Source organism: Geodermatophilus maliterrae, assembly GCF_041018925.1.
GTDB classification, from domain to species: Bacteria; Actinomycetota; Actinomycetes; order Mycobacteriales; family Geodermatophilaceae; genus Geodermatophilus; species Geodermatophilus maliterrae.
Genome location: NZ_JBFNXQ010000114.1, coordinates 1 through 15,916, shown reverse-complemented (window position 1 = coordinate 15,916; position 15,916 = coordinate 1). Strand labels below are relative to the sequence as shown.

At 74.2% G+C, this 15,916-nt stretch carries 15 protein-coding genes, 2 tRNA genes and 2 pseudogenes; 10 read left to right on the top strand and 9 right to left on the bottom strand.

The annotated features are described in order from the left end of the window. From ABQ292_RS23095 to ABQ292_RS23080, 4 genes are all read left to right on the top strand, one after another. On the top strand, positions 1 to 481 hold a 481-nt coding region (locus tag ABQ292_RS23095; protein WP_369210053.1), incomplete at its 5' end, for a DUF3566 domain-containing protein. 106 nt (positions 482 to 587) lie between these two features. Next, a tRNA-Ile gene (locus ABQ292_RS23090) sits at positions 588 to 661 on the top strand. Between the two features lie 89 nt (positions 662 to 750). Continuing rightward, positions 751 to 903, top strand: a complete 153-nt coding sequence (locus ABQ292_RS23085; RefSeq protein WP_204692285.1) for a DLW-39 family protein — start codon at positions 751 to 753, stop codon at positions 901 to 903. 37 nt (positions 904 to 940) lie between these two features. After that, positions 941 to 1,013 (top strand) — tRNA-Ala (locus ABQ292_RS23080). Between the two features lie 157 nt (positions 1,014 to 1,170). Here the strand turns inward: ABQ292_RS23080 and ABQ292_RS23075 are convergent. Then, a pseudogene (locus ABQ292_RS23075) lies at positions 1,171 to 1,698 on the bottom strand (site-specific integrase); the annotation flags it as partial. Between ABQ292_RS23075 and ABQ292_RS23070 the strand changes: the two are divergent. Next, the gene (locus tag ABQ292_RS23070) at positions 1,697 to 1,903 is read left to right on the top strand and encodes an ANTAR domain-containing protein (protein ID WP_369210054.1); all 207 of its coding nucleotides are present in this window, start codon (positions 1,697 to 1,699) and stop codon (positions 1,901 to 1,903) included. The pseudogene ABQ292_RS23075 and the gene ABQ292_RS23070 sit on opposite strands and share 2 nt — an antisense overlap. Positions 1,904 to 2,166: 263 nt before the next feature. Here the strand turns inward: ABQ292_RS23070 and ABQ292_RS23065 are convergent, their stop codons facing one another. The 4 genes from ABQ292_RS23065 to ABQ292_RS23050 form a co-directional block, all read right to left on the bottom strand. Next, positions 2,167 to 2,895, bottom strand: coding sequence for an ANTAR domain-containing protein (locus ABQ292_RS23065; protein ID WP_369210052.1), 729 nt, complete (start codon positions 2,893 to 2,895; stop codon positions 2,167 to 2,169). A 148-nt stretch (positions 2,896 to 3,043) separates the two neighbouring features. Further along, positions 3,044 to 3,787, bottom strand: a complete 744-nt coding sequence (locus ABQ292_RS23060; RefSeq protein WP_369210051.1) for an ANTAR domain-containing protein — start codon at positions 3,785 to 3,787, stop codon at positions 3,044 to 3,046. 763 nt (positions 3,788 to 4,550) lie between these two features. Then, positions 4,551 to 6,845: a putative bifunctional diguanylate cyclase/phosphodiesterase gene (locus ABQ292_RS23055; protein ID WP_369210050.1), complete on the bottom strand. Its 2,295-nt coding sequence runs from the start codon at positions 6,843 to 6,845 to the stop codon at positions 4,551 to 4,553. A 65-nt stretch (positions 6,846 to 6,910) separates the two neighbouring features. Then, positions 6,911 to 7,861, bottom strand: coding sequence for an EamA family transporter (locus ABQ292_RS23050; RefSeq protein WP_369210049.1), 951 nt, complete (start codon positions 7,859 to 7,861; stop codon positions 6,911 to 6,913). Positions 7,862 to 7,949: 88 nt separating this feature from the next. On the opposite strand from ABQ292_RS23050, the gene ABQ292_RS23045 reads away from it, so the two are divergent. From ABQ292_RS23045 to ABQ292_RS23035, 3 genes are all read left to right on the top strand, one after another. Continuing rightward, positions 7,950 to 8,459 carry a MarR family winged helix-turn-helix transcriptional regulator gene (locus ABQ292_RS23045; protein ID WP_369210048.1) on the top strand — a complete coding sequence of 170 codons (510 nt, stop codon included), beginning with the start codon at positions 7,950 to 7,952 and terminating at the stop codon, positions 8,457 to 8,459. A 66-nt stretch (positions 8,460 to 8,525) separates the two neighbouring features. Further along, positions 8,526 to 9,059: a peptidylprolyl isomerase gene (locus ABQ292_RS23040; protein ID WP_369210047.1), complete on the top strand. Its 534-nt coding sequence runs from the start codon at positions 8,526 to 8,528 to the stop codon at positions 9,057 to 9,059. Positions 9,060 to 9,193: 134 nt separating this feature from the next. Beyond that, positions 9,194 to 9,976 carry a rhomboid family intramembrane serine protease gene (locus ABQ292_RS23035; RefSeq protein ID WP_369210046.1) on the top strand — a complete coding sequence of 261 codons (783 nt, stop codon included), beginning with the start codon at positions 9,194 to 9,196 and terminating at the stop codon, positions 9,974 to 9,976. Between the two features lie 38 nt (positions 9,977 to 10,014). Here the strand turns inward: ABQ292_RS23035 and ABQ292_RS23030 are convergent, their stop codons facing one another. After that, on the bottom strand, positions 10,015 to 10,425 hold the full coding sequence (locus ABQ292_RS23030) for a PH domain-containing protein (protein WP_369210045.1): 411 nt from the start codon (positions 10,423 to 10,425) through the stop codon (positions 10,015 to 10,017). Positions 10,426 to 10,924: 499 nt separating this feature from the next. Continuing rightward, positions 10,925 to 11,197: a cell division protein CrgA gene (gene crgA / locus ABQ292_RS23025; RefSeq protein ID WP_369210044.1), complete on the bottom strand. Its 273-nt coding sequence runs from the start codon at positions 11,195 to 11,197 to the stop codon at positions 10,925 to 10,927. Positions 11,198 to 11,329: 132 nt separating this feature from the next. On the opposite strand from crgA, the gene ABQ292_RS23020 reads away from it, so the two are divergent. Both ABQ292_RS23020 and ABQ292_RS23015 read left to right on the top strand, forming a co-directional pair. Next, complete coding sequence (locus tag ABQ292_RS23020; protein ID WP_369210043.1) at positions 11,330 to 12,094, top strand: DUF881 domain-containing protein; 765 nt, start codon at positions 11,330 to 11,332, stop codon at positions 12,092 to 12,094. 26 nt (positions 12,095 to 12,120) lie between these two features. After that, the gene (locus ABQ292_RS23015; protein WP_369210042.1) at positions 12,121 to 12,771 is read left to right on the top strand and encodes an aminodeoxychorismate/anthranilate synthase component II; all 651 of its coding nucleotides are present in this window, start codon (positions 12,121 to 12,123) and stop codon (positions 12,769 to 12,771) included. A gap of 76 nt (positions 12,772 to 12,847) precedes the next feature. Here the strand turns inward: ABQ292_RS23015 and pknB are convergent, their stop codons facing one another. Together pknB and ABQ292_RS23005 are read right to left on the bottom strand one after the other, a co-directional pair. Further along, positions 12,848 to 14,791, bottom strand: a complete 1,944-nt coding sequence (gene pknB / locus ABQ292_RS23010) for a Stk1 family PASTA domain-containing Ser/Thr kinase (RefSeq protein ID WP_369210041.1) — start codon at positions 14,789 to 14,791, stop codon at positions 12,848 to 12,850. Between the two features lie 136 nt (positions 14,792 to 14,927). Beyond that, positions 14,928 to 15,916 (bottom strand): annotated as a pseudogene (locus ABQ292_RS23005) (hypothetical protein); the annotation flags it as partial.

Sequence of the window (15,916 nt, the reverse complement as noted above, 5' to 3'; positions counted from 1 at the left end):
GTCGGGCACCACCCAGACCATCACCCCGGCCGCGGCCGTGCAGACCCCGCCGCCGGCCGGTGCCGGACGGGGCGGGCAGCAGGCCGCCGGCCGGACGCCCAAGCGCGGTCCCCGCGGCCCGCGGCGGGCCCGGCTGCAGCTGCGGCACATCGACACGTGGTCGGCGCTGAAGATCTCGCTGGTCCTGTCGATCGCGCTGTTCTTCATCTGGATGGTCGCCGTCGGGATCCTCTACGGCGTCCTGTCCGGTGTCGGCGTCTTCGACACCCTCAACGACCTCTTCGGCCAGCTCGGTACCGCCTCCGGCGGCGAGGGCGGCGGGGACGTCATCACACCTGGTGTCGTCTTCGGCGGCGCGGCGGTCATCGGCGCGATCAACATCGTGCTCATGACCGCGCTGTGCACCGTCGCGGCCTTCATCTACAACCTGTGCGCCGACCTCGTCGGCGGCCTCGAGGTCACGCTCGCCGAGCGCGAGTAGCAGCAGGACCCCGTCCTCCCCACCGCTCGCACGCTCCCGGCGGGATACTGCGGAGGGGCCACGTGCCGGGTCCCGCGAGGGGCCGGGTACATTGGTCGCGGTCCACGGGCCTGTAGCTCAGGCGGTTAGAGCGCATCCCTGATAAGGATGAGGCCGGAGGTTCAAGTCCTCCCAGGCCCACCCGTGTACCGGTGCCCCGGCGCCGGACGGCCCCGTCGTCACGGCGCGGGGGCGCCGTCCGTGGCGCCGCCGACCTCAGGAGGTACCGCGTGTTGAAGAAGCTGGCCCTGGCCGCCGTGGCGGCCGCCGGTGTCGCCGCTGTCCGTCGCCGCGCCGGAGGAGGCGCGGGCAAGGCCGAGGCCGACCTCTGGCACGAGGCCACCAGCGGCCCGCAGGCCGTCAGCCGCCCCACCACCCGCTGACCCCGGCCCCCTCGCGGGGCCACCCGGGGACAGCCCCGGGGACGTAGCTCAATTGGCAGAGCACCGCCTTTGCAAGGCGGGGGTTAGGGGTTCGATTCCCCTCGTCTCCACTCGCTTGACCTGCGGCTTCACCTCCGCCGGGGGCTCGGATGAGCAATCCGGCAGGGTCTCAGTCCGCAAAAAGTCCGCAACTCGTCCGTGGGATGCGGCCCGCAGGGTGTCCAGCCGGTCGGCGACGTCGTCCAGGTCGTCGTCGAACAGGTCGGCGTAGCGGTCCAGGGTCATGGCGGCCGACGCGTGTCCGAGCATCCGCTGCACCGCCTTGACGTTGGCGCCGGCCTTGATCGCCAGCGAGGCCGCGGTGTGCCGGAGCTCGTGCGGCGTGAGCCCGGGCTCTCCGATGGCCCGGGCCGCGGCGTCGAACCAGGCGGACCGGGCGTTCCGGTTGCGCAGCACCGCGCCCTGCGGCGAGGGGAAGGCCAGCTCGTCGGCAGGGCGGGTCACCACCGTCCGGGCGAGTTCGTCGACGAGGAACCGCGGCAGCGGCACCGAGCGGCGGCCGTGGGTCTTGGGGGTGCCCCACACCAGGCGGGAGCCGTCGACCTCGGTGACAGCCTCCTCGACGAGCACCCGTCGGCGCAGCAGGTCGAAGTGCCGCACCCGCAGCGCCGCCAGCTCCGACCAGCGCAGCCCGCAGTAGCCGAGCACCAGCACGGCGACCCGGCCGGGCCCGGCGGCGTCGGCGAGTGCCTCGAGCTGCTCCACGGTCAGGTACCGGCGGCGCCTCTCCTGCATAGCGGATGCGCGCGACCTCAATCACCTCACCACGGCATTGAGCAGCCGAGACCTGATCGGCCAGGCCAAGGGCATCTTGATGGAGCGCTACAAGATCACTGCCGAGATGGCCTTCGCTCTGCTAGCGAGGACCAGCCAGGACACCAACCGCAAGCTCCATGAGGTCGCGGCGTCTCTAGCCCAATCGGGCGTCCTCGGGTCCTGACCGAGACACCGCCGGGCGGGCGCTCGTGGCCGGGTTGACCGTCGGTCGCGGCGGGAAGGTTCTGAGCACGGTCCGTGCGCGGCCGGCAGCGCAGTGGACTCAGGCCCGGCGGTCTAGCAACAGGCCGCCGGGCCGACTCTCGCCGGCTGGAGCCTCGTGAGCGACCACGACCGCCTCGCCTGCCGACGGGCGCGCTCCTCATGGCGCTGCCAGGGCGATCTACCGAGCTCAGACAATCGGTCGCCGCTGGATGACTCCATGACTCAGGCGGATCTGTCGTCGTAGGCGAGCTCCTCGAGCGGGACTTCGCGAGCGAGTACGCGGGCGGCGAGGTCGTCGAGGTCGGAACCCGTTCCATAGGCGTGGGACCGGAGCAGCGCCAGGGCGTCCTCGCTGGTGATGTCCAACCCGGCGTTGAGGAAGCCCATGGCCTGCCAGACCAGAGACCGCCGCTCGGCGGCCGGTGCTCCGAGCCAGGCGGGCCCGTCCTCGCCGCCGGCGGGGCGTGCGGAACGGTGGAACAGCGACACGATCTCGCGGGTGACGGTCAGGGCGTCGTACAGCGTGACGGTGCGGACGTCGTGGGGCGGGACGAGGTAGAGGTCCAGTGCGCCGTAGCCGCGGAGCTCGTCCTGGAACGGCATGGAGATGATGCCCCGCACAGGGGTCTGGGTGACGAGGGCGTCGTGGAACGCCGGCCAGCTGGCCTCGATGTCGGCCTCTTCGGCGACGATGGACTGGCCGGAGACGTGGGCGGACAGGCAGGGGCCCTCGCCCACGGTGAACTGCAGTCGCTCGGCCACCGCGGAGACCTCGTCGCTGGCGCCCAGCGGCAACCGGCGGTCCGTGCTGAAGAACAGGCTGATGCCTGCCCCGTCGACCGGCAGCACAACGGCGGCGGCCCTGGCCAGCCGGACGGGTAGCAGCTCCGGGTCGGACATGTCCACGGCGGAGGCCGCGACGGCAATGGCGAAACGCTCGGTGATGCTCATCGAACTCCAGTCATCTGCGGCGTCGTCCGAGGGGATCCGGGGCAGTGGTGGCCTCTGGTAGGGACATGGGCCACCTGATGTGCTGCGTTTGGTGGGCAGCACCGGAATGCGCGACCCCGACGCCACGGGCGCAGGGGAAGCTCCGGCGTCAGGAGGCTGGGTCCTTCGGCGTCCCGCTGACGCCGTCGACGAGGGCCTGGGCGATGTCGCGGAGCTTGCGGTTGGACCGTTGTGAGGCGGCGGCGAGCATGTTGAAGGCCTCGGCGGCGTCGCAGTTGCGTTGGCTCATCAAGATTCCCTTGGCCTGTTCGATGACCGCTCGGGTGCGCATCGCGGTGTCGAGGTGTTCGGCCAGCTCGCGGGTGCTCTCGTACAGGTGCCTGTTCTGGACGGCGATGGCGGCGTAGGAGGCGAACTCCGCCGCGACGTCCCTCGCTTCGTCGCTGAAGACCTGTGCCTCGGTCGCGTAGAGGTTCAGGGCGCCGTGGACGGACTCCCGGACCGGCACCGGGACGGACAGGGAGCTGAGCGAGCCCCGAGCGACGCATTCCTGGGCGTGGCCCGGCCAGCGGGTCTCCTCGCGCGCGTCGGAGATCTCCTGGATCTCCTGGCCGACGGCGGCCTCCAGGCAGGGACCCTGTCCGCGGCTGTACTGCGACTCGTCGAGGTCGAGCGCCAGCTGGCCGGTGAAGGAGGCGGTGGTGGCCTTGTGGTCGCTGACGAGGGTGACGGAGGCCTCGGCGACGCCGGGGGTGACCTGCTTGGCGAGCTCGGCGATCCGGAGCAACATCGCGTCCATCGACGTACCTGCGAAGGGCAGCCTGCCGAGCTCGGCGATCGCGGCTCGGGTGTCGAGGGGTTCGGGGGAACGTTGATCGGGGGTCGAGCTCATGGCGGATCCGGTCCGTCAGGTCCGGCTGGCCGACAAGGACGGTCGGCCCCGGAGTGGGTCCTCTTCGGAGGGAGAACTCCCGGTCCGGCAGGCCACGTCATGACCCATCAGAAGCCGCGAAGCGGCGTAGAAGAGAGTCTACTCACCCATTCGGTTCCGTAAGCGGCGGAGAACGAGTCCCCAGGAGCGGGACCATCGCGGACTTCGATCCGGTAGTAGCGGCACACCTACCCGCAGAGCCCCGGTTCCGGCGGTCAGATGCCTCCGCACAAGGTCCGGACTCGACCGGGAACGACCGTCGAAGAGATCGGCCGAGACTCCACTCGCTCGTCCACAACCCGCTCGCCTTCCGACTGCGCGGCGCCGGGGGAAGGGTGGGCCGCAGGCCCATCCCGCAGGGACGCGCAAGCGCCCTTCCGGCGGCCGGCGCAGTCGGAGACACTCCTGCGGGGATGGGCGGCGGGTGGCGCCTCCCGGAGCGGCGTCCGACGCGGCTGCGGCCCGCCCCGCAGTCCGCACACAGTCCGCAGATGGTCCGCACAACGGCCGAAATCGGCCCACACTGCCCGACAGCGACCAACGGTGAAGGTGCTGGTCAGTACGGGTTTTCAGCCACAGCCCACTGCGCCAAGCCACCCCTCGGTCGATTCTGCGAGGCGGGGATTAGGGGTTCGATTCCCCTCGTCTCCACCACGTCGACGGGCCCACGCCCCGACCGCGAGTCACCGGTCGGGGCGTCGCCGTCTGCCGGTCAGGTCGCTCCTCAGGCCGGCACGGCCGTCGCCCGGACGGCGCGGTCGCGCAGCCAGCCCAGCAGCTGCTCGGGCGGCAGCGGCCGGCTCAGGTGGTACCCCTGCACCTGGTCGCAGCCGAGGTCGGCGAGCGCGTCCACGGTGGCCTGGTCCTCGGCCCCCTCGGCGACCAGCACCAGCCCGAGCGCGTGCGACAGCTGCAGCGTCGAGGTGACGATGGCCGAGTTCCGCGGGCTGTCCACCATGGTGCCCACGAACGCCCGGTCGAGCTTGAGCTCGGTGACCGGCAGCTCGGCGAGGTAGGCCAGGCTGGAGTAGCCGGTGCCGTAGTCGTCGATCGCGATGCCCACCCCGGCGTCCCGCAGCCGGCGGAGCACGCTGACGGCGCGCTCGCGGTCCTCCATGAGCAGGCTCTCGGTCACCTCGAGGACCAGTGCGGAGGCCGGGAGGCCGTGCACCCGCAGGCGCTGGGCGACCTCGTCGGGGAAGCGGTCGTCGACCAGGTTCGACGGGCTGACGTTGACCGCGACGCTGAGCCGGTGGCCGGAGTCGGCCCAGGTCCGGGCCTGCGCCAGGGCGAGGTCGAGCACGGCGACGGTCAGCTCGCCCATGAGCCCGGAGGACTCGGCCACCTCGATGAAGGTGTCGGGGAACAGCAGTCCGCGCTCGGGGTGCCGCCAGCGCGCCAGCGCCTCGACGCCGACGACGTGGTCGCCGTCGAAGGCGAGCTTGGGCTGGTAGTGCAGCACGAGCTCGCCGCCGGCGATGCCCCGGCGCAGCTGGTCGGCCAGCTCGAGGCGGTGGCGGCCCTGGCCGTCGCGGGCCTCGTCGTACACGGCCACACCGGTGCGGCGGCGCTTGGCGGCGTACATGGCCAGATCGGCCATCTGCAGCAGCTCCTCGGCGCAGCGCGCCTGGACCGGGCCGACGGCGATGCCGACGCTGCCGTCCACGGTGAGGTCCATCGAGCCCGAGCGGAACGGCTCCCGCAGGCGGGTGCGGATCCGCTCGCCCAGCGCGGTGGCTCCGTCGGCGTCCAGGTCGCGGGCGAGGACGACGAACTCGTCGCCGCCCAGGCGGGCGAGCACGTCGGTGGCCCGCAGGTCCGCGGCGAGCCGGGGACCCACCTGGCGCAGCAGCTCGTCACCGGCCGCGTGGCCCAGCGAGTCGTTGATCTCCTTGAACCGGTCGAGGTCGACCAGCAGCACGGCCACCTCGGCGCCGGCCGCCAGCTCCTCGTCGAGGCTGGTGAGCAGCTCGTAGACGCCACGCCGGTTGACCAGCCCGGTCAGCTCGTCGGTGCGGGCCTGGCGGCGGCTGTCGGCCAGCGCCCTGACGTCGTGGAAGCTCAGCGCGGTGCGGGCGAGGGCGGCCAGGACGGCCCCGATGGCCAGCCACCCGGCCAGCGGCTCACCGCCGCCCAGGTAGCCGTCCAGGAGCAGCGCGAGGGCGCCGAGGGCACAGACACCGGGCAGCACCAGGGCGTCGGCGCCCTCGCGGCACCGGCCCCGGTCGCGGGCCGGACGCCGGGTGGCGGCCGCACCGAAGCAGACGACCGCCAGCGCCCAGCCCAGGTCGACCGGACCGCCGTCGACGTAGGTGCCGTGGGCGAGCTGGTAGGCGTAGACGGTGTCGACGACGGCGAACAGGCCCACGCCGCCCGACAGCCACCACCACGACGCCCCCGCACCGCGGCCGATGACGGCGATGGCGCCGGCCGCCAGCGTCAGGAGGGCCAGGTCGGCCACCGGGTAGGCGAGGCTGACCAGGACGACGTCCAGGTTGCCCTCGGCCGCACGCACCGCGGCACCCAGTGCCAAGGCGGCACCGGCCGCGGCCACGGTCAGGCCGACGACCAGACCGTCGAGCCACACACCGGCGCTCAGCCGGGGGACGCGCGTCCGCAGCATCCCCAGCAGCGCGACGTACGCGAACGGGTAGAACAGCACCCAGCCCAGGTCCGACCACGCCGGGTAGGGCGCGACCGCGAGGTCCTGGTAGAGCGCGTAGTAGACGAGGGTGCCCGCCAGGAAGCTGGCCAGGCCCAGGCCGAAGGCCGCCCACGCGCGACGGTCCTGGTCGGAGACGACGGCCCGGCAGAACACCAGACCGATGACGGCGGCGACGAAGACCGTCTGGCACCACCCGTCGAGCACCAGCGAGAAGCCGGCCTCCGACCGGACGCCGGGCAGCAGGGAGACCAGGTACGGGACGCCGGAACCGGCCGCGACCGCCTGCAGGACGCGACGGGGGCCCCGCGAGCGGTCGGCGGCCGGCCGGGGAACGGGGGGCGGGGAGTGGAGCACGGACAGGCCATCGACGGCGGCCCGCCGGTCCTTGACGGCACCGTCCGTGGACCACCCCGTCCGGGTCAGCCGGTCGCCGCCCCGGGGCGCGCCGGTCCGGCGGTCGGCCGCTCCCGCACCGCGCCGGCGTCCGCGCGCTGGGCGAGGACGACACAGCTCAGCGCGAGGACCGTGCCGGCCAGCTGCAGGGCGGTGAGCCCCTCGTCCAGGACCAGCCACCCGACGACCGTGGCGACGACGGGGGAGAGCAGACCGAGGAAGCTGACCCGGTCGGCGGGCAGCCCGCCGATGCCGCGCAGCCACAGCGCGTAGGCCAGCGCCGTGTTGACCGTCGCCAGGTAGAGCAGGCCGGCGGCGTGCGTGCCGGTCAGCGCGGGCGGCAGCCCCTCGACGGCGAGCGCGAGCGGGAGGAGTACCGCGCCGCCTGCCGTCAGCTGCCAGCCGGTGAACGCCAGGACCGGCACCGGCCGCCCCCAGCGCTTGGTGAGCAGGACGCCGGTGCCCATGCTCGCCGTGCCGGCCAGCCCGGCCGCGATGCCGAGCGGGTCGAGGCGCACCGGGCCGCTCAGCACGATCAGCGCGACGCCCCCGATGCCGAGGACACCGAGCAGCAGGCTCCGCGGCCGCAGCCGCTGGCCGAGCAGGGGGACGGCCAGCACGGCGACCAGCAGGGGTTGTGCGGCGCCCAGGACGGCGGCGACCCCACCGGGCAGCCGGTAGGCGGCGACGAACAGCAGCGCGAAGAACGCACCGATGTTGAGGACACCGAGCACGGCGGCCTTGAGCCACCAGGTGCCTCGCGGCAGGACCCGGCCCACCGCCAGCAGCAGCAGCCCCGCGGGCAGCGCCCGCACCGTGGCGGCCAGCAGCGGCCGGTCCGGCGGCAGCCACTCGGTGGTGACGACGTAGGTCGTGCCCCAGGTCGCCGGGGCGACCGCGGTGGCCAGGGTGAGCGACCACCCGTGCCCGGGGCGGGCGGGTGCTGGAGCGACTGCTGCGGACGTCGTCGCCACCATGACCGGGTCCTCTCGTCGGCATGTATCTCGATGCCAAGATACTTGGTATCGAGTTTCTGTCAACCGTGGGACGTGGCAGGCTGGAGGCGTGGCCGAACGGGACGGGGTCGACGCGATCGTCGAGCAGTGGGCGGTCGAGCGTCCCGACCTCGACACCGCGGCCATGGCGGTGTTCGGCCGCGTCTACCGGGTCGCGCGGCTGGTCGGAGACGCCCAGGAGCGGTGCTACGCGCGGTTCGGCCTCACCCGCGCCGACTTCGACGTCCTGGCCACGCTGCGGCGCGCCGGCACGCCCGAGGGGCTGTCACCGGGCCGGCTGACGGCCGCGCTCATGCTCAGCAGCGGGGGCATGACGAGCCGGCTCGACCGGCTGGAGCGGGCCGGCCACCTGGTCCGCACGCCCGATCCGACCGACCGGCGCGCCCTGCTCGTCCGGCTCACCGACAGCGGGCGGGCGCTGGTCGACGAGGCCGTGGGCGCCGGGCTGGCCGAGCAGCAGCGGATGCTCGGCGACCTCGACCCCGACCGGGTGCGCCGGCTCGACGGCGACCTGCGCGACCTGCTCGCCTCCGTCGAGCGGCACACCGCCCCGGACTAGCCGGCCCGGGCCAGCCGCCCCTCGTCCCGCGGGACCGCCCGGCGACGGGATGGGAGAGTGGACGCCGTGACCGAAGCGACTCCTGCACGCCGTGCCGTGCTCCACACCAACCACGGCGACATCACCGTCGACCTGTTCCCCGACCACGCGCCCAAGACGGTCGCGAACTTCGCGGACCTGGCCGAGGGGCGCCGCGAGTGGACCCACCCGCGCACCCGTGCGAAGACCACCGACCGCCTCTACGACGGCACCGTCTTCCACCGGATCATCGACGGCTTCATGATCCAGGGCGGGGACCCGCTGGGTCAGGGCATCGGCGGCCCCGGCTACCAGTTCGGCGACGAGATCCACCCCGACCTGGCCTTCACCCGGCCCTACCTGCTCGCCATGGCCAACGCCGGGCCCGGCACCAACGGCTCGCAGTTCTTCATCACCGTGGCCGCCACCCCGTGGCTGACCGGCAAGCACACGATCTTCGGCGAGGTGGCCGACCAGGCCGGCCGCGAGGTCGTCGACCGGATCGGCAAGGTCGCCACCGCCCGCGGTGACCGGCCGGTGGAGGACGTCGTCCTGCAGTCGGTCGAGGTGCAGCGCAGCTGACCGGCTCCCCGTCCGACGGGGGTGCCGGCGACGTCCCGCCGCCGGCACCCCCGTCGACCACCTGTTACCGGCACCCCGACCGGCCGACCGGGATCCGCTGCACCCGCTGCGACCGGCCGATCTGCCCCGAGTGCATGACGCCGGCCGCGGTCGGCTTCCAGTGCCCCGACGACGTCCGGGCGGGCAACGCCGGCGTGCGCCGCGCCCGGCCGGTCCCGCGCTGGACCGCCGCCCGTCGCCGCTTCGGGCCGGTGACCGCCACGCTCGTCGCGGTCAACGTCGCCGTCTTCGTCGTCACGGCCGTCTCGGCGGTGTCCGTCGGCGAGGGCCCGCTGGAGAACTGGCGCTCGCCGGTGTTCCAGGAGTTCTCCCAGGTGCCCGTCCTCGTCGACGTCTTCGGCCAGGACTGGCGGCTGATCACGGGCGCGTTCCTGCACATCGGGATCACCCACCTGCTGCTCAACATGCTCAGCCTGCTGGTCTTCGGCCCGGAGTTGGAGGCCCGGCTGGGCTGGTGGCGCTACCTGGGCGTCTACCTGGTCTCCGCCCTCGGTGGCTCCGTGGCCATCCAGCTCTTCGGGGAGCCCGGCCGGCCCGTCGCCGGGGCGTCGGCGGCCCTGTACGGACTGCTGGGCGCTCTGGGCGTCCTCATGCTGGCCGCCCGGCAGGACCTGCGCGGGCTGCTCACCCTCCTGGCGATCAACGTCGTCATCAGCTTCCTGCCCGGCGTCTCCCTGCTCGGGCACCTCGGCGGCCTGGTCGCCGGTGTCCTCGCCACCGCGCTGCTCGTCCTCACCCGACGGGCGCTGCAGCGGCGCCGCGCCGTGGTGCAGGGAGCCGGGCTGCTGCTGCTCGCCGCCGTGCTGGTGACCGTCGCGCTGGTCGTGCCCGTGCCCGTGGTGGTCCTCGGCCTCTGAGGGCCTCCCTGTGGGGGGCCGCGAGGCGGGCCGTTCTCTCAGGCCGCCGGCCGCATCCCCTCCAGGGCGCGGGCCACGGCCGCCGGGTCGGTACCCAGGTCGCGGCGGCCCAGGACCACCAGCGTCCCGCCGTCGTCCGGGCCGTGCGCGGTGTCGAGCTCGAGCAGGCGGGAGCGCACCCCGAGCCGGCTGGTCGTCCGCAGCCGCACGCGCAGGGCGGTCCAGGGCAGCCGCGTCCGGCCGGTGAGCGTGCGGACCTCCACGCCGTCGGCGCCGGCCGAGAGCCGGGGCCGCAGGACGACGTCGCGGACGGCCAGGACCAGCAGGAGCGCCCCCGCCGTGCCCACCAGGGCCCGGCCGACGGCGTCGAGCCCCAGTGCGGCCAGTCCGAGCAGCAGTCCCCCGAGCGCGAGGGCCACCGTCTCCGCCGTCCGCGCCGCCCACTGCACGTCCCCAGCCTCCCAGGCGGCCGCCGTCCCCTCCGGACCCGTCTGTCCACAGGCTCGCAGACCTGGGGACGAGCGCCTGTCACAGGGGATCCGCCCTGTTCGGCGCGCGTGTCGACTGCTCGACAGTACGGACGCGCTTGCGGTGCGTGACCGGCTCCATGCACGTCCCATGTCGCTTTGTCCCCAGCTGGGTACACAGCTGGGGACAAAGCACAGACCTGTAGTTACTCGGCCGCCCTTCTCGCCACACGCGCCCCACCGGGTGTGAAGTAGCAGGTCAGCGGGGTGCACTCGAACACCCGTTCTCCACACGTCGTGGACAACCCTGGGGGTGGAGCGCCATGTCGATCTGTGGATCCCGCGGCGGCCTGTGCACAGCGACCCCCACCCCCGGGGACGACGCCCGGTCGGCTGGTGTAGGTGCCCGGGTACGCGAGAGGCCCCCGTCCCCAGGGGGACGAGGGCCTCGACGAGCGGTGCGGGGTAGGGGGTCCTTCCGTCAGCGCCAGCGCATCGACATCACCAGGCCGAGCACCATGGCGCCGAAGCCGATGGCGAAGTTCCAGGCCGACAGGGACACCATGAACGGGATCTGGTCGCCGGCCACGTAGTAGACGACGATCCACAGCAGCCCGAGCACCATGAGCGTGACCATCAGCGGCGCCCACCAGCGCGGGCTCGGCTGTACGGCGCGCGCCTGGGACGACCGGGGCTGCAGCACGCCCTCGGGCGGCGTGTAGACCGACTTCTTGCGCACCTTCGACTTGGGCACTCCGACCGACTCCTGTTCCCGGGGCACCGGTCCGTCGCGACCGGCACGTACTCGTCCCAGCCTAAGCTGAGGGGGGTGCAGGTCGGCCCTCCCGAGGGCCGTCGCTCCCCCCACGTGTCCCTGGAGCCGCCCGTGACCCCGCCCCCGACCCCCGGGCCCCCGCCCCGCGGGCGCTCGGCATGGGGCGCCCTGGTGCCCGTGGTGGCGCTGGCGGCAGGCCTGCTGTTCGCCACCTCCGGCCAGACCGCCCAGGGCTCGGACCTGCGCGCCGGCGACGTGACCGAGCTGTCCACGCTGGTCGCCCAGCGCGACGAGGTCATCGCCGAGCAGGAGGCGCAGCTGGAGGCCCTGCAGCGCCAGGCCGAGGCACTCACCGACCAGGCCGCCTCCCGCGACGGTGCGGTCGCGGCCGCCCGGGCGGCCGGCGAGGACGGCGCCCTGTCAGCCGGGCTGGTGGCGATGAGCGGGCCGGGCGTGGAGATCACCCTCGACGACGCACCGCGCCGTCCCGACGGCGGCCTGCCGACCGGCGCCCGGCCCGACGACGTCGTCATCCACCAGTCCGACGTCCAGGCGGTGGTCAACGCCGTGTGGGCCGCCGGCGCCGACGGTGTCGCGATCATGGACCAGCGGCTCGTGGCCACCAGCGCCGTCCGCTGCGTCGGCAACGTGCTGCTGCTGCAGGGGCGCACGTACTCGCCGCCGTTCGTGGTCACCGCGATCGGCGACCCGGCCGCCATCCGCACCCAGCTCGACGCCTCCCCGCAGGTGCAGGTCTTCCTGCAGGCGGTCGAGGACTACGGGCTGGGCTTCGCCTTCCGCGAGCGGCCCGACCTCACGCTGCCGGGCCACGACGCCCCGCCGGTCATGGAGTACGCCACAGCGGCCGACGGGTGACCCGCGCCGCGGTGTAGACAGGAGGCGTGAGCCGTCCCGTCCTCGTCGTCGACAACTTCGACAGCTTCGTCTACAACCTGGTCCAGTACCTCGGCCAGCTGGGTGTGGAGTGCGTCGTGCGGCGCAACGACGCCGTCACCGTCGACGAGCTGGCCGACCTCGACGTCGCCGGGGTGCTGCTCTCCCCCGGCCCCGGGACTCCCGCCGGCGCCGGGGTGACCGTGCCGATGGTCCGCGCGGCAGCGGAGGCCGGCACGCCGGTGCTGGGCGTGTGCCTGGGACACCAGGCCATCGCCGAGGCCTTCGGTGCCGAGGTGGTGCGGGCGCCGGAGCTGCTGCACGGCAAGACCAGCGAGGTGCTGCACGACGGCGCGGGGGTGCTGGCCGGGCTGCCCTCGCCGTTCACCGCCACCCGCTACCACTCGCTGGCCGTCGACCGGGCCACCGTGCCCGCCGAGCTGGAGGTCACCGGGACGACGCCCTCGGGCATCGTGATGGCGCTGCGGCACCGCGAGCTGCCCGTCGAGGGCGTGCAGTTCCACCCCGAGTCGGTGCTCACCCAGGGCGGGCACCGGATGCTGGCCACCTGGCTGGCGGCCTGCGGCCTGGCCCCCGACCCCGACGTGGTCGAGGCCGCCGCGGCCGGCGCCCGCCGGCTGTCGGCTGCTCCGGTCTGATCCGGGCCCGACCCCCGTACGACACGAGGGGCCCCTCCCGTCCGGGAGGGGCCCCTCGTCGCGCCTGCGACCGGTGTCAGTCGTCGACGGGCGGGCCGTCGTCCCCGCTGGCGGGGCTGCTCGGCGTGGCACTGGCCTGCCGGTAGACCAGCAGCGTGACCTCGCCGTCGGGTGCCACCGTCTGACCCGGCTGGGGATCGCTGCCGGCCACGGTCCCGACCGTCTGCCCCGCCTCGGCCGGGGTGTCCACCACGGTGATCGTGCCGGTGAAGCCGGCCGCGGCCAGCGCCTGGCGCGCCTGCCCCTCGGGCACCCCGACGATGGAGGCCGGCACGGTGACCTCTGCCGCGCCGCCGGACACCTGCAGGGTGATCGGCTCGTCGGCCGCGGCCTGGGTGCCGGCGGCCGGGTCGCTGGCGACGACGGTGCCGGCGGGCTGGTCCGAGTCGACCTCCTCGACCGTCACCCGGCCGAAGCCCGCCGTGCCCAGCGTGTCGCGGGCCGTGGCCTCGTCCTGGCCGGTCACGTCCGGGATCTCGGCGGTGCCGTCGGAGACCTGGAGGGTGAAGGTGGCGTCCGGGGCGGCCTGCGAGCCCTGCGCCGGGTCGGCGGTGACGACGGTGTTCTCGTCCTCGAGGTTGTCGACCTGCTCGGTGTCGACGGTGCCGGTGAAGCCGGCGTTGCGCAGCGCCGTCTCGGCGTCGTCGGCGTCGAGGTTGACGATCGGCGGCACGGTCAGCGTGCCGGGCCCGGCGCCCACCACGAGGGCCACCGTGCTCTCGCGCTCGACCTGGGCGCCGCTGGTCGGGTTCGTGCTGAGCACCTGGCCCTCCTGGGCGGCGCTGCTGGCCTCGGTGGTGACCTGCCCGACGGTGAGACCGGCCTCGCGCAGGGCCGCCTCCGCGTCGGCCCGGGGGTCGCCCACGACGTCGGGCACCGACACCTGGGCGACCTCGGCCGCCGGCGGCTCCTCGTCGCCGGAGTTGAGCAGCACCGCCACCCCGACGACCGCGCCGATGAGCACGAGGGCGCCGACGACGAGTGCGACCACCCGGTTGCGCCTGCGCCGGCGGGCGGCCTCGTCGTCGTCCCAGCCGTCCTCGTCGCCGGGGAAGCCGGGGGTGGCGCCGAGGATGGTGGTCTTCTCCTCGTCGCCCATCACCGGCGTCGCCTCGACCCGCTGCCCGGCCAGTGACCGGAGCAGGTCGTTGCGCATGTCCGCGGCCGACTGGTAGCGGTTGGCCGGATTCTTGCTCAGCGCCTTGAGCAGGATCGCGTCGAGGTCCGGCGGGATCGCCGGGTTGATCGACGACGGCAGCCGCGGGTCCTCCCGGACGTGCTGGTAGGCCACCGAGACGGGGGAGTCGCCGGTGAACGGCGGCGCGCCGGTCACCAGCTCGTAGAGCAGGCAGCCCACCGAGTAGACGTCGGACCGGGCGTCGACGGCCTCGCCGCGCGCCTGCTCGGGGGAGAGGTACTGCGCGGTGCCGATGACCGCGGCGGTCGACGTCATCGTCGCGGCGGAGTCGGAGACCGCGCGGGCGATGCCGAAGTCCATCACCTTGACCGTGCCCTGCGGCGTGATCATCACGTTCCCGGGCTTCACGTCGCGGTGGACGATGCCGTTGCGGTGGCTGAAGTCGAGCGCGGCGCAGGTGTCGGCGGCCAGGCTCATCGCCCGCTCGGGCGGGAGCACGCCCTCGCGGCGGAGGACGTCGCGCAGCGTCTCGCCCTCGACGTACTCCATGACGATGTAGGGGGTGGCGCCGGACGGTGTCCGGTCCTCGCCGGTGTCGTAGACGGCGACGATCGCCGGGTGGTTCAGCGACGCGGCGGCCTGGGCCTCGCGCCGGAACCGCACCTGGAACGAGGGGTCGCGGGCGAGGTCGCTGCGCAGCACCTTGACCGCCACCTCGCGGCCCAGGCGCAGGTCGCGACCGCGGTGCACCTCCGCCATGCCGCCACGGCCGAGCACCCCGCCGATCTCGTAGCGCTCGCCGAGCACCTGGGGGGTGGTCATCGGTGGTCCTCCCGGGCGGTGCGCCGGCGCGTCGTGGGCGGGGCCGGGCACGGTCGAGCGCCGGGGGCGGACCCCTCCCCGGCGGGCAGCGTAACGGCCGGGGTGCCCGATCCCGGGACGGCGCGGGTGAGCGGCGTCACGCCGCGGGGTCCTCGTCGCCGTCCGCGTCGCCACCACGCTGCGGTCCCTGCGCGCCGGTGTTCTGCGGTACCGCCGGCGCCGACGACGTCGTCGTCACCGCCGGCGGCGGAGGCGCGGAGCTGCCGGGTTGGGGGTCCTCGTCCTCCTCCGGGGCGGGCTCCACGGGCTCCTCAGCGGGCTCCTCGGCCGGCGGCGCGGTGCTGCGCGTGGGCGTGGGCGTGGGCGTGGGCGTGGGTGCCTGGGTGGTCGGGGCCTGGTTCCCGTTGCCGTTGCCGTTGCCGCTGTTGCCGCTGCCGCTGTTGCCCTCGTTGCCGTTGCCCTGCCCGTCCCCGGAGCCCTGGTCCTCCTCGGACTGCTGCTCGGGGCTGTAGCCGTCCTCGGCGACGGTGAGGGTCACGGTGCTGCCGTCCGCGACCTGCACGCCCGACGGGTCGACGCCGGCGACGTCGTTGGCGTCGAGCTCGAGGCCGAGGGCGGCGAGCTGGTCGGCGGTGGCGGCCCTCCGGGACACCACCAGGCCCAGCTCCTCGAGGTCGGCCTGCACGTCGTAGGCGTCCTCGCCGACATAGTCCGACGCCGCGCCGATGGTGACCTGCTGCGGGGCCCCGGTCGGCGCGCCCGTGGTGGGGGCGCTGGTGGTGGTCTCCTCGGCGGTGGTGCCGCCGTCGGTGCCGTCCCCGTTGCCGAGGAGGAGGAACGCGCCGGTCAGCAGCCCGGCCAGCACCACCAGGCCGGCCACGAGCCACGCCCAGCGGCGGTTGCCCTCGCGGCGTTCGCTCTGCCGTCGCTCGCTGCGCCGCGGCGGGGACGCGGGCTGGTCGTACTCACGGTCGTCGTCGTCGACCGGCGGGCCCTGCAGCGGTGGCATGCTGCGCGGGCCGGCGGCGTGCCGTCCACCCGTGCGCGGGCCTGCGGCCGCCGCCGCGGCGGCCCCGGCGGCGGCCGCGCCGGGGGCGGGGGGGGGGTTTTGAAAAATAACAGCCC